Origin of the sequence: [Lactobacillus] timonensis (assembly GCF_900240275.1) — a bacterium.
GTDB classification, from domain to species: domain Bacteria; phylum Bacillota; class Bacilli; order Lactobacillales; family Lactobacillaceae; genus Limosilactobacillus; species Limosilactobacillus timonensis.
In genome coordinates, this window is sequence record NZ_LT964761.1 from 1 (window position 1) to 13,590 (window position 13,590).

The 13,590-nt window shown below is 48.1% G+C and carries 10 protein-coding genes and 2 pseudogenes; 4 read left to right on the forward strand and 8 right to left on the reverse strand.

What is annotated here, in order from left to right; all coding sequences use genetic code 11:
* Positions 1 to 28 precede the first annotated feature (28 nt).
* Complete coding sequence (locus tag C1710_RS08495; RefSeq protein WP_408065703.1) at positions 29 to 286, forward strand: IS3 family transposase; 258 nt, start codon at positions 29 to 31, stop codon at positions 284 to 286.
* Positions 287 to 323: 37 nt separating this feature from the next.
* Here C1710_RS08495 and C1710_RS00010 read toward each other — a convergent pair.
* The 3 genes and pseudogenes from C1710_RS00010 to C1710_RS08475 all read right to left on the reverse strand — a co-directional run.
* Positions 324 to 1,025 (reverse strand): annotated as a pseudogene (locus tag C1710_RS00010) (branched-chain amino acid transport system II carrier protein); the annotation flags it as partial.
* A gap of 688 nt (positions 1,026 to 1,713) precedes the next feature.
* Positions 1,714 to 1,773: pseudogene (locus tag C1710_RS08470) on the reverse strand (hypothetical protein); the annotation flags it as partial.
* Positions 1,755 to 2,033 (reverse strand): GNAT family protein, encoded by a 279-nt coding sequence (locus C1710_RS08475; protein WP_328587330.1) that lies wholly within the window; start codon positions 2,031 to 2,033, stop codon positions 1,755 to 1,757. The pseudogene C1710_RS08470 and the gene C1710_RS08475, both read right to left, overlap by 19 nt.
* Positions 2,034 to 2,211: 178 nt before the next feature.
* Between C1710_RS08475 and C1710_RS00020 the strand changes: the two genes are divergently transcribed.
* The 3 genes from C1710_RS00020 (at position 2,212) to C1710_RS00030 (ending at position 6,393) form a co-directional block, all read left to right on the forward strand.
* Positions 2,212 to 2,997, forward strand: a complete 786-nt coding sequence (locus tag C1710_RS00020; RefSeq protein ID WP_102278672.1) for an SDR family NAD(P)-dependent oxidoreductase — start codon at positions 2,212 to 2,214, stop codon at positions 2,995 to 2,997.
* A gap of 8 nt (positions 2,998 to 3,005) precedes the next feature.
* Positions 3,006 to 3,989 (forward strand): AraC family transcriptional regulator, encoded by a 984-nt coding sequence (locus C1710_RS00025; protein ID WP_102278674.1) that lies wholly within the window; start codon positions 3,006 to 3,008, stop codon positions 3,987 to 3,989.
* A 295-nt stretch (positions 3,990 to 4,284) separates the two neighbouring features.
* Positions 4,285 to 6,393, forward strand: a complete 2,109-nt coding sequence (locus C1710_RS00030) for a mucin-binding protein (RefSeq protein ID WP_102281670.1) — start codon at positions 4,285 to 4,287, stop codon at positions 6,391 to 6,393.
* 63 nt (positions 6,394 to 6,456) lie between these two features.
* On the opposite strand, the gene C1710_RS00035 is transcribed toward C1710_RS00030, so the two are convergent.
* From C1710_RS00035 to C1710_RS00055, 5 genes are all read right to left on the reverse strand, one after another.
* The gene (locus C1710_RS00035; RefSeq protein ID WP_102278677.1) at positions 6,457 to 7,653 is read right to left on the reverse strand and encodes a chloride channel protein; all 1,197 of its coding nucleotides are present in this window, start codon (positions 7,651 to 7,653) and stop codon (positions 6,457 to 6,459) included.
* A gap of 271 nt (positions 7,654 to 7,924) precedes the next feature.
* Complete coding sequence (locus tag C1710_RS00040) at positions 7,925 to 8,680, reverse strand: DnaD domain-containing protein (protein WP_102278679.1); 756 nt, start codon at positions 8,678 to 8,680, stop codon at positions 7,925 to 7,927.
* Positions 8,681 to 8,740: 60 nt separating this feature from the next.
* Positions 8,741 to 10,039, reverse strand: a complete 1,299-nt coding sequence (gene asnS / locus C1710_RS00045) for an asparagine--tRNA ligase (RefSeq protein WP_102278681.1) — start codon at positions 10,037 to 10,039, stop codon at positions 8,741 to 8,743.
* Between the two features lie 36 nt (positions 10,040 to 10,075).
* Entirely contained in the window at positions 10,076 to 10,594 is a 519-nt protein-coding gene (locus C1710_RS00050) for a cell wall elongation regulator TseB-like domain-containing protein (RefSeq protein ID WP_102278683.1), read from the reverse strand.
* A gap of 50 nt (positions 10,595 to 10,644) precedes the next feature.
* Positions 10,645 to 13,482, reverse strand: a complete 2,838-nt coding sequence (locus C1710_RS00055) for a helicase C-terminal domain-containing protein (protein ID WP_102278685.1) — start codon at positions 13,480 to 13,482, stop codon at positions 10,645 to 10,647.
* Positions 13,483 to 13,590 lie beyond the last annotated feature (108 nt).

Below are 13,590 nucleotides of genomic sequence, written 5' to 3' on the forward strand. Positions count from 1 at the left end.
AGATCAAGGATGGCAGTATCAACACCACTTGTATCAAATTTTATTACGTCAACACGGAATTACTCAGTCGATGTCCCGTAAAGGAAATTGCTTAGATAACTCACCAGCCGAAAGCTTTTTTAACTTGTTAAAACGCGAGTGTTTGAATCGGATAAAGATCACTTCATTTCAGCAATTTAAAACTGTCATTGAGCAATACATCTATTGGTACAACAACGTACGAATTTCAGCAAATAAAAAAGGAATGACACCGAATCAATATATTCGATATCATTCCAATCTTTAAAAGTTAGTAAAGTGTCCAACTTTTTTATAGCACTTCACGTTGCCAGCGAAATTTGCCGCGATTTTTTAATCCCCAGTTCTTTAATCGCAGTAATAATAGTAATCCCAAAGGCCAGCGCGGCCAGGCCATCCATGGTGTTATACCCTTGCAAAAAGCCGTTGGAGAAGGCGTGGCTGGTATAAGCCGCAGTTACACTAGCAGTCTTACCAGAGCCTAACGGGTGGATGAACGCTAACAAGAAGATAATAAACAACAGTAACAGGAACAGGGGGTTCAAAACCTTGCCAATTAAAGTGGTAATCTTTCCTTCATGGTTTGAAAACAGGTATACCAGGCCGAAGAAGAGTGCCGAATAAATCAACAGCCCCCAGGAATTCGCTGCCGCGGATAAGTGAGGAGCGATGCCAATTTCATAAGGAACGGTGGCCGTCCGGGGCGTTGCAAACAGCGGTCCCAAGGTTGCGTGAATCAAAATTAAAAAGATTAGTGCATAGGTCCGGCCGTTCGGCAGTGCGAGGTCATAAATCCCGTTTGATTTCGTAATACTAATTGCCAGCAGCGCCATCAACGGCAGCAAGACTCCAGAAGCAAGGAAGCCGCTACTCGCAATTAACCAGTGGCTGCCGGCCAGCTGTCCCAGGTGAACCGGGAAAATCAGGTTCCCCGCCCCAAACAACATTCCAAAAATCAGTGATGCGATAATGATTGACTGCTCAATACTCGCTTTGCTTGTCTGCATATTAACCATTCCTTTCAGTAAAGTCTAATTATTTTGGTACAAAAAAACGTCCTCATAAGCAAATGCTTACAAGGACGCTACACGCGTGTTACCACCTTTTCTTCAGAGTAATATCGCTATTGCCCCCTTACCCCGTACGTAGTAAAAACTAGATACGTAGACGCTATAACGGGCGCACCCGGCTAAGACTACCATCGCTCTCACCTTAGCCACTCCTAGGCTACTTTCACTTTTCCTTCCCTATCCCCACTCGCACTAACTTGGGTTCGCTGACTAGTATCGGTAAAGCTAATTTCCTATTCTCAGTGGTTGTTCGTACCGTTTATTTGATAAACATTTTACGTGATAAATTAAAAATGTCAACACTTTTTATCATTTATTTTTAATTTTTTAATAAAGATTCTCATTCTTCCAAGACGATTACCTTGCCGTCGCCAGTTTGGCTTTCCAAATAGGTATGCGCCGCCGGTAATTAGTCCAGGTGAAAAAACTCAACGGGCTTTACCGCCAAACATTTTGTCCTACCCTAATTGCTCGTCTAACTTCATGACCTGGCCAGTTCTTCACTTGTCTTGCGCTTCATCCGCAAAATCGGGTATGGCTTCCCCTGGTCGTCAAGTGGGAACCGGGCAACTACCCTAAAGCCCATCTGCTCGTAAAATCCCCGTGCTGCAGGATTCTGTTCGTTGACGGCTAATTCGTCAAGGCCATACTTGGCGATCCCATATTCTAACAGCCAGCTGCTAATTCCCTTACCGCGCTCGCTTGCGTCAACGAAGAGCAGTTCCAGCTTAGTACCGTTGACCCCATCAGCTCCTTGATTTGTTGATTGCTAATTGCAACGACTAGGTGCTGGACATCCTGAAACGCCTGCGGAACGTATTCTTTAATGGCCGCGATTTCTTCTGTGCTCAGGAAGCGATGGGTAGCCGTGACCGCACTTTCCCAAATCCCAACTAATTGGGCCATTTCCGGAGCCGTAATGGCCGTCAATTCTTTAATTTCCATTCGGATCCTCCAATTTCTGAATTTATTTATAAAGGATACCGTAATTTGGGATGATTGAACACTATTTCTGCAGGCACAATTTGATAATTAATTGGCGCCGTTTGATGTTAATTGTTGACCTTCTTCCTCATATAATGACAACAACAAACGAAAGATAACATTTGAGGAGGAAGTTATTATGTCAAAGCAAACTGCTTTAATTACTGGTGCTACTGGTGGTCTTGGTAAGGAATTTGCCCGCATTCATGCAGAAACCGGTGGCGACCTTGTTCTCGTTGGGCGAAACCCGCAAAAACTTGAACAGCTTCAACACGATGTCCAAAATAAATGCCACGTTCAGGTAACCACCATCACGGTCGACTTCACTGAATTTGATGCTGCGGAACAAATTTTTGGTGAATTGCAAAAAGCTAATATTCAAGTTGACTACCTAATTAATAACGCCGGACTTGGTGGACAAGGAACATTCCTTGAGCGAACAATGGAAGAAGACATTAACATGGCCAAGGTTAACATGATTGTACCAACCAAGTTAATGAAGCTAATTCTTCCACAAATGGTCAAGCGGGGCAGCGGCCGGGTGCTGAACGTGTCATCTTTGGCAGCTTTGGTTTCCGGGCCGCTTCAAGCGGAATATTACGCAACCAAGGCCTACCTGACCTCCCTTAGTGATGCTCTCTGGCATGAGTTAAGAGATACTGGAGTAACGTTGACTACTCTAATGCCCGGCGCTATGGAAACCGGCTTTGCTAAGGCCGGTGGCTTAACTAATACCAAGATGTTTGCCAACGCCGTCAGTCCAAAAAAGGTTGCCGAAGAGGGCTACCAAGCGATGCTTAATGGTAAAATGAACGTGTACACCGGTCTTCGCGGCTGGCAACGGCCATTCGTTAGCATGATGCCAATGATGCCGAAAAAGGCCATGATGCGTTTTATTGCTGACCAGCATTCCAAGCAGAAATAGGTGATTAAGTGGAAAAGTTTATTATTGATGGCCGCTATGGGCAACTCCTGCTGGCCAATGGAATTGATCCCTCCACGGTCCTCAAAACGGTGGGACTGCCAATTGATACCTTCACGCACCAAACCATTAAGTTAACAGAAACCGACTACTTCAAAATGGTGGCGGCAATTGATTCACTGAGCACGGACCCTCTCCTGCCCGTTAAGCTAGCTGGCACGGAGGGGATCGAAACCTTTTCGCCAGCGATTTTTGCCGCCTATTGCAGTAAAGATGGCGAACACTTCCTGCACCGCCTGGCCCACTATAAAAAATTAATCTGTCCGGTGGCCTACCAGATAACCGCAGCTGACCGGGTTACAACCATCACCCTTTCCACCCTGAACGTTCAGGAACCACTACCACTCTTTTTCGTTAACGGTGAATTTGCCTTTATGGTCCAGCTGCTCACTAAGGCAACTGGCAGGGCGATTAAGCCGGTCCGGATTAGGACAAGCTTTAATGAGGATAATCCGGCCATCCAAAGTTTCTTTGCCAGCTACTTCAACCTGGGGGACAGTAATTCCATCAGTTTCCGGAATGCGGACTTGCAGTTGCCGTTCGCCAGTGCGAACACATCCCTGCTTGAATGCCTGGAACCGGAACTAACAAAGCGCCTGGCGGACTTAACGGTCGATGATTCTTACGGAAACCGCGTCCGAAACGCCCTAGTGGAGCTCCTGCCCCGAGGAACCGCCGCGATTGAGGCAGTGGCCCCCGCGTTGGGTGTCAGCAAGCGGACTCTCCAGCGAAAGCTCAAGGCGGAAAACACTAATTTCCAACAGCAGCTAAACGCCACCCGCGAAATGCTGGCGAAAAATTACCTGCTAAACACTTCGCTGCCTGCTGATGACATCGCCTTTCTCTTAGCCTACCAGGAAACAAATTCTTTCTTGCGCGCCTTCAATAGCTGGACCGGGATGAGTGTCCAGCAGTATCGACAATTACACCACTAAAGTTGTGCCCCGCCCGGTCTGGCATTTGCCCACCGCTGCGGGCTGTTTTTATCTTTTGATAACCGTAATTCAGTTTTGCCCCAGTGGATAACTGGTATTACCTTTCCAAAAAACTTTATCAAATGCGGACGTTAACGCAACGCTTCAATTATGTTATAGGGGAAACACTAGAAATTATGGCTAGTCGAGCTCTAACCATTAAGATTCAAGAAACTTTATTATTCCGCTGCAACTTGATATAATGAAAATGATTATAGAAGTAATCCTTGCCTAGGATTCAAAAGGAGCGTTCACAATGACAAAGAGAAGACATTTTAAATTATATAAGCAGAAGAAAAAGTGGGTTATCGGCTGTTCAACGCTCTTGTTATCCTTAACGCTTGGCGCTGTTGATGTTCAGGCAAATGATAATTTGTCAAGTACTAATGTCGATAATTCAAATCCTGCGTCATCAACTAACAGTCCTTCACATCCAGTAACCAGCACTAACCAACAAGAACTAGTTAGTGTCGCTCCAAAGACAGATGACCAGTCCGTTTCCAATCAAACGGCTACTCAAACTGCTCCAACCACAACTAGCAACAATAATACTCAGGACACCGCTCCCGTTCCGACTTCATCTACCACTACTGGTCCATCTTCTTCGCACCATCCCGACGACTGGAGCAATAACTATGAACGGATCATTACCATTAACTATTACCCACAGTACGATCTGGACGGCGACAGTACTGGGGACCTGGTTCACAAGCGGATTATTCAAATGGCTGTTGATGGCCACTGGGACGCCATCGATTGGTTTCCACCAGAGGGGACCTTTCCGCCTGGCGTGACAGTTCCGCCAGTTCACTTTGACGCTACTGACGAGGTTACAAAGGCCAACCAGCACTGGGAAGTTAACTTCTTATTTAGGACTTTTAGCATTCAAAGCTCAACGGGCGAGAAGACGCTCTCACAGGTTTTCGTTCTGACTAACGGTCAAACCGTAACCATCCCACCGATCGAAATCACCAACCAGGACTATGGAATTCCAACAGGTTACCACCCCTCGATGCTATACCCAACAATTGATAACGTCGTTGAGCAAAACGGACACTACTACATTACCGGGGCAACCATCTCGGTTGACAGTTCTGGTTATAGTATTACTTACCACGGCGCGCTAAACGATGTTACCGGTTTATCATCGTTTGCGAAGAAGATTGTCTTCACTGCCCCGCTGAATTTCGTTTACAAGGACCTAAACGGGAATACTTACAGCGTCGCTGGCAAGGGGCCGGCAGTTTTCAACGGTCAGGAAACTTTGAATTATTCGCAGGCGCTCACCACGCCCCAGATTCTCTACTATGCCAACCAGTTCCTCGACCAGTACCGGATGGGAATTGCGGGCAACTACCGCCTTTACGGCTTCTTCGGCCCGGACGGCAAGTTCAATCAACTGGACGGAATCAGTTTGAGCAACGCAGTTGCCAACAACCAGACGGGCTTTACCTTTAACCTTGCCATTGTCAATCAGGCCTACACTCCGGTTCCGGGTTCACAGATGACAAAGACACGGACAATCATTTTCCACAAGCCGACCGGTGACGAGCAGGTCAGCCAGCAGGTCAGTTTTCAGGACTTTGCCAACTTTGACCAAATCACCGGCAAGCAGATCAGCCCAGCAGAATTAAAGGTGCTGACCGGCAACGACCAAAGTCAGGCCAGCGCTTGGAGTACTTTGACGGCGGACAACCACTCCTGGGCAGAATACCCAGTCCCGGCGATTGCAAACTACACGAGCAGTCAGTCAACGGTTGCGGCCCAGACGGTAACTCCAGATACTGCAGATCAAACCATTGAGATTTACTACACTGCTAAGACCGAAAAGGTCACCGACACAAAGCAGGTTGTGCGGACCATCAAGGTTCAGGCACCCGACGGAACGGTCCATATCACTGAACAGACGGTTACCTTCACCCGGTCCGGCGTCAAAAACTTGGCAACCGGCGTGACCGACTGGGGTGACTGGCAGCCAAGCAGCAGTGCTTGGCCGGCCTTCACCGTCCCGCAGTACCCTGGTTATACTGCAGACGTTGACACGGTCGCAGCTCAAGCGGTGGATGCTGCGACAAGCAACCAGACCGTTGTCGTGACCTATCAGGCGGTACCAGTTCAGCCTGACCAGCCCGGCACGGGTGGTACTGGTCAGTTGCCCCTGCCTGGCCAACCTGGTAATCCTGCCAGCAATCGTCCGGGAACTGGAGCCGTTCCTGGACAGGAGGTAGCTAGGTCATACAACCAGCAGGCCGCCCTCCCCCAAACTGGTAGCCAGCCGAACGAAGGGTTAGTTGCGCTCGGCAGTCTGGCCCTCCTCACCCTGTTCGGATTAGCCGGACGCAAGAAATTCGAGCAAAGCAGGTAAGTAGCTGCAAAAATAATCGGCGCGGATTAGCACTCATCATTGAGCGACTAAATCCGCGTCGATTTATTTTTTCGTTAATTTACTTGTAACGGTTGCCAGGCCGCTGACCAGCAGCGCACTGATGATTACGACTGGCGCCAGTTCAACCGCCACCAGGAAGAAGAGCAGGACAATCACCAGGACGGGTTTCCCCAAGATCGTGATTAAGCTAGCCGTAACCACAATGATAGCGTTGACCCGCAGGTTGCCAGGCAAGAGCATTGCGCAGGCGACCCCGAGTGCCAGGCTGGAAAAGATGGCCGGGAAGATGGTTCCCCCACGCCAGCCCATCACAAATCCAAGATTTGTCAGTAGCGCCTTGATCACCGCTAGTAGGATCAAAAAGGGAACCGATAGTTTGAGCGCTTCGTTGCTAAACGGCACGATCCGAAATTCGCCGGAAAACATGATGTCCGGGCTAACCAGCGAGCCCAACGCTAAAGTGAGGCCAAAGATGATTCCCTGGGCGATTGGCCCAAAGCGGATATTAATCAGCTTGGCCAGACTATTTTCCAGGTAGACAAAGAAACCACCAAAGGCGATTCCGACCAGTACTGCTGGAAGCCAAGTCCACAGGTTGGCCGGTGCCAACTGGATCACCTGGTGGTGAATACCAAAGGCCCCCTTTTCCGGGAACAGTTTGAAAATAATTCCGGCACCCACGACACCAATAATGGTCAGGCCAGTCACCGTGACCCGGCGCTCCGCCTTTGACGAAAACAATGCAAAAAAGCGCGGTGCTCGTTTTAACTGTACTGGATTCATCCGGCCAGTCCAAAGATGTCGAGCGGGCTGGCCGGTTCCCCACCGTAAACGGTCACCGAACCAGTTGACCATGCTGCTGGTCAAAACTGTCGTGGACGCTTCCGGACCGATACTGCCTCCGCAGCTCAACACCAGCAAGCCGAGCACCATTGACTTCCACCACTGGTGGTAGTCGAGCCAGCCGTGAATGCGGACCTTACTTAACACCTGCTCGATCGTCCAAGGGTAGTCGCCCCAGCGCCGGTTGAGCCAGCCAATCACGGCACCACCCAGGCCGCACACCAGGAAGGGGTACCAGCGGCCCAATCCATTATCGCCGTGCAAGTAGGAATGCCAGACCAGTTCAATCAGCCAGTTAACCAGGTTAAGGTAGCTTGCCGTGGCGAGCCCAATCACGAAGCTCCAAAAAGTAGCGTACAGGCCAAGGTTAAGCCGGTCCTTCCATCGTTTTGTCATTCGTTATTCCGCCCCCCATTTTCTTCTAACTTGCCTGTGGGATCATCGATCACTCGCAACAGATAAATTGTACCAAACGAACAGTCGCTTGTTATAACTACATCTAAACTATTAACAATAACAAATATAGGAACCATGTTTTCCTTCATTAGAAAAAATGATCCCTATCTATCAAATTTTTGCTGTCATTCTCGCCCTTTTATGATAACAACGCAACTCTCCAGGAATGTTCGTTTTTTGAAACAACCAGTATACGAAATAATTAGATGCTTTACCTCGGCTTTTTCTTGTCAACGTGTTTAAATGGCGAACTCTTTTTCAGTCCATCCAGCTTAAAAATCGGAATCTTTTCCTGGGATGGTTTGCTATCGCCTGTCTTTGACCGCCCAACGCGGTTAGCCCGCTGCTCATTAAAACGCTTCTTTTCAGCTGTGACGTCGGCAGGAGTTTTCAGGTTGTTTTGCTGCCAATTCAACAGAATGGAGTCAACGTACTTGAGCCGCAGCCTGCCATTCATCACCGCTTCTTTTAATGCTAAGACAATCATTTCCGGCGAATAACGGTCCTGATCGACCCAGTCGGCAACAGTTTCCATTTCCAGGGGACTGAGTGGTCGGCCAAATTCACTTTCAATTGTTGAATACAATTCTTCGCGACTAGTCCGGGGCTGGTCGCCTTTTTGCTTACCAGCAACTTCGGTACCGGACATGCGTGCCAGCAGTGGTGAAAAGTCATAGTATGCTTCTTCTTGACCCTGGTCATCAGTCCGCATTTCCTGTTTTAAGATTCCCTTGGCCATCATCTGCTGAATTTGACTATAAACCTTATCACTGGTCGTCCCTAGGCGTTTCGCGACTTCCGCAATATCAGGCATCCCGATTCCCCGGTCAATGTCCGATTTCAGTTGCAGGTAAACCACCAGTTGACCGGTCGTTAAACCGTAATCGTGGTAGTGGTGGAGCAACAGGTTGCTAACCGATGTTTCGCCGGCCTTTACAAAGGATTCCAGAAAATCCATGTCGTGCATGCTAATCCCCCTTAATCGCAACAAAAAGGACGTGATGAATCACGTCCTTGAACATCAAACTTATGGGCGCAGCCGGTTGAGCATCCGTGGGAACGGGATGTTTTGCCGGATGTGATCCTGAAGTGTAACCCAGGCGAGGAACCGTTCGAGTCCCATCCCGAATCCAGAGTGAGGAACAGAGCCGTACTTGCGGAGATCATCGTACCAGCCGTAATCTTCCTTGTTAAGGCCGTTTTCTTCCAACTTCTTGGTGATGTATTCGTAGTCGTAGGAACGTTCGGACCCACCAATGATTTCACCGTAGCCTTCTGGTGCCAGCAAGTCAGCACAAATTACCTGACGATCGTCTTCCGGATCAGTCGGCATGTAGAAAGCCTTGATCTCCCGTGGGTAGTTCTTGATGAAGACCGGCTTGTTGAATTGGTCAGCCAGGAAGGTTTCTTCCGGTGAACCAAAGTCATCGCCATACTTAACGTCTAGGCCGCCCTTTTGCAGCATCTCAATGGCCTTCTTGTAAGTTACCCGCGGGTATGGCAATTCCGTGAACGGCTTCAAACTATCAACGGACCGGCCAACCATTTCTAGTTCAGTTGGGCACTTGTCGATCAAGTCCTGAATTAGGTAGGCAACGTATTGCTCCTGAATTTCTTCACTTTCTTCCTCATGGCACCAAGCCATTTCTGGCTCAATCATCCAGAACTCGGTCATGTGACGACGAGTCTTCGACTTTTCTGCCCGGAACGTTGGTCCCATCGTGTAGATCCGACTCAGTGCCATTGCACCCGCTTCACCGTAAAGCTGCCCAGATTGTGACAAGAAGGCGTCGGTGTCAAAATACTTAACATCAAATAAGTCCGTCGTCCCTTCTGGTGCAGACGAAGTCAAAATCGGGGCATCAAATTGCGTAAAGCCATGCTTGTCAAAGAATTCCATCGTTGACAACTTAACCTGGCTTCTGATCCGCATCAGTGCCCACGGCTTGCGTGAACGCAGCCACAGGTGACGGTGGTCCAGCAAAAAGTCAATCCCGTGGTCCTTGTTACCGATGGGGTAATCTTCACTCTTGCCAACGACTTCAATGTCTTTAATGTGGATTTCGTAACCAAACTTTGATCGCTTATCCTCAGCAATCTCCCCAGTAACTACAAAACTAGTTTCCAGGTGAAGGTCATGCTTTGCGAGGTTAAACGTTGCTTCGTCGACATCATTCTTGCGAATAATTCCCTGAAAAAAGCCAGTCCCATCACGCAACTGCAGGAAAGAAATCTTCCCGCTTGAGCGCTTATCAGTCAACCAAACACCAATTTTAACTGTTTCACCCACATGCTGTGGTGCATCACTAATTTTAATCGTTTCCACTGTGTTCCCTCCGTTAATTATTTAATATCAACTTTATCACAAATTATTAATCTGTTGAACTAGTTGACCATTACTAAACCTGAGTAAATCATAACAAAGGTTGCCCTGATGATTTGTATAGGTAACCTCCCAAACCACGTGGTTATTAAAGACCCCGGGAGCCACCTTCAAAACTTTCTCGGGCTTTTCTTTTTGCCACACCTTTGTCAATGCCTGGTTCTTGGTAATTCCTTTTGACTGTTGAACTACCCTGACATTGCCGCCCTTTTGCGGCACAATCACCAGCACTTGCTGGTTTTTATTATTCTTCCCGGCAACCGTGTAGTAGGTTTTCTCGCGGTTATAAATGTAAAAAGCATCAGCTTTTTTCAGGCCAGCGTATTTTTTTGCAATTTGTGTTGCCTGACGCCTAGCAGCAGCACGCGGGTGATTGCCAACAGCGTAGAGCCCCCACCCGAGTAAGAAAATCAGCAAGATGATCAACAGCAGGTTACGAATTAGCTTCAGTGAACGGTTCTCGCTATTTTGCCGTTGGATCTCGCGGCGACTTTGCATACCAGTCACCCCTTCATTAAATAATCCGTCTTATTATACCAAAATACTTGCTACTTAGCGCGTCGTCGATGGTCATTTAAAAATTTTTTAGTCTGCTTAATCAACTGGTCGGTCAATAAGACCTTCTTGGGCATCTCCTTAGGGAGAACTGCCTGCATTGACTTCCCATAACGTCGTTGATACAAGCGCGGATCTAAACAGACCGCGACACCGTAATCATCTGGCGTCCTCAGCAAACGTCCAACCCCTTGTCGCAGCTTGATGGTTGCTTTCGGCAATTGCAGTTGGTAAAACGGATTCTTTCCCGCCTGCTGGATCATGTTGCTTTGCGCCCGAATGATAATGTCATTTGGCGAGTCAAATGGCAACCGCGTAATGATCAGCAACTGGAGCAAGTTTCGCGGCAGGTCAATCCCTTCCCAGAAACTGGAAGCACCAAGAAGGACTGCGTTTTCTCCCGTTGAAAACTGTTTAAGCAATTTTTCCCGGCTGCCGGTGATTCCCTGAGCAAGAATATCACGCTGATCGAAAAGGTCGGTTCCCCGCAACTGACTGTACACTTGCTCAATCGTCAATAAGGAGTTAAAAAGGACCATTGTTTGACACTGCGTTGAATCGGCTAGCTGGCGAATCGTCTGACTAAGGTAGTTAATGTAGTGCCCGTTGTTACGACTTGCTGGTTGTGGTGCATCCTTGGCAATTAACAACGCGCTATTTTGTTGGTAATCAAAAGGAGAAGAAAAACGCTTCACCTGCGTCTCCTGCCTGTCAATATCTAGTTGGTGGTACAAGTACTGCGACCGACTAGAATTAAACAAGGTGGCACCAATAAAAAGCGGCCGGGCAAATGACGGATAAACCCTTTCACTGAGAAAATGGTTGGTCTCCATCAGCCCTCCGCTCAGCTTCATCGAGCTGCTTTCGTGAGACTGCTGAATGGTGAGCCAAAAAACAGCTGACGATTGTCGTTCTTCGAGGATTCGAAGAAAGTCATGAATTGTTTCATCGGCTTGTGCCAGCTTATCCAGGTGTGAGCTGAACTGGTTCATCAATCCCCGATCACTGGCTAGCCAACTATCACGACGCGATTCGAAAATATGCTCCAGTGCCCGAAAGTGAAGACGAGTGCTGGCAAGGGCTTGCTCCATGTTCATAATCAACGATGACGACGGATTAAGGACCTGGCTTAACTGCTTATTATCAACTGGTGACTCAATAATGCGTTCGGTACTATTGGAGTCAAACTGGATAATAAAGCGGCGGTAGAGAGCCTGTTGAAAATCAACAATGGCATCATCCAGGTGCTGCAAGTCACTCGTTAACAGTTCCACGTTGTAATCTGCTAAGGGCAAGGCCGCAAAAGTATCAAACAACGAAAACTCATTATCAGCATTCACAAGCCCCCGCAAAGTATTTACGTTAGCCATTAGCTCCTGAAAACTAATCGTGTGGCGAGCCATTTTCAAGACGCTGTCGCTAAGGTGCTGGGCTTCGTCAACCACCAGGAATGGCTGGCCATTTTGCGCGCCCAGTTCCTCCGCGTGTGCGGCTAAGTAAGCGTGATTTGTGATGATCACGTTAGCATGCTTGAGGCGGGATTGCTGGCGGACAAGAAAGTCGTCCTGGTAATACGGTCCCTGCTGATCCAGGCTCTCAACTCCCTGATGACGAATCTCGGCAAAGTAAGGTGAACTTTGAACGGTTAAGTTAAGCTCGTCCAAATCACCGCTCGTCGTCTGCAAAAGCCAGACCAAAATCTTTGCTTTTAACAGCTGGACCAATTTCGAGTCGCTGCTCTCCCCTAAGGAGTGAACAAATTTCGTCAAGTCAAGGTAGTGACTGCTCCCCTTGACAACCACACTGGTTGCTTCAAAGGGCAGGATTTGGTTTAACTGCCGCATCGTCTGCTCGGCAATCTGTTGCTGGAGCAAATTAGTCGCGGTGCTGACTACCAGGCGACGGTCTGGGTAAGTATGAAACAGCAGTGGCAGCAAATAACCAAGCGTCTTACCAATTCCTGTTCCGGCTTCGACCACCATGTATTCCGCCTTGTCCTGACGGTAATGGTTATAGATAGCATTCATTAACTTAGCCTGGGCTGGCCGAACCGTTAAGTGATCACCAAACAACTTCTGCTTAGCTTTCTTCGTTGACGGGTACTTGAACTGACGGCCGCTAATATTAGTACTTACCCGCCGTGGTCGGTGAAGAACCATCCCGTGGCTAACGTACATTGATCCGTCTAGTTTAACTGGGTCACGTTTACGCCGGCCTAGCTCAGTGGCAAAAACATCGGCAGTTTGCTGAGGTAATTCCAACTTCATCGATACGAGCTGGCGAAGCGTAATCGTCGGTATTGTTTTTAATTTAGCTAGCAAGTCGATTAATAACTGTGCCGTGGCATCAGCATCCGAGGCGGCGCTATGCGGGTGGTTATGCTGAATGGTGAGGTAGGCCGTTAAGTCACGCAGACGATAACTCTTCGCGGTCGGTAAGAGAATCTGGCTGAGCGTCACCGTATCAATTGCCTGAATGGTCAATATCGGGTATCCCGCACGCTCTAATTCGCGATTGAGGAAAGGAAAATCAAAGTTGACATTGTGGGCCACAAAGATTGTTCCAGTCAACAAACTAAAAACGGTCCCGGCAATGTCTTCAAACAAGGGCGCAGACTGCACGTTGTGGTTGCTAATACCAGTTAGCTGTTCAATCTGGTGAGGAATTTTGGCTCGCGGATTGACTAAAGTTTCAAAATGGTTCACCACCGTCCCGTCCTGGACTAGGGCGCAGCCAATCTGAATAATTCGGTCGCCGTTTTTGACGCTGGTCCCGGTAGTCTCTAAATCAACCACCGAATAAATCGGTCCCCTTAACTTCTTTCTTGGCATTTTATCACCGTACTTTCATCTTTCTTTTTCCATCATACTATCAATATACGAAAAGTGGTAAACTGTTTAGGTTTGAGAATGGTTTATCGGAAAAGTATAATATGATTA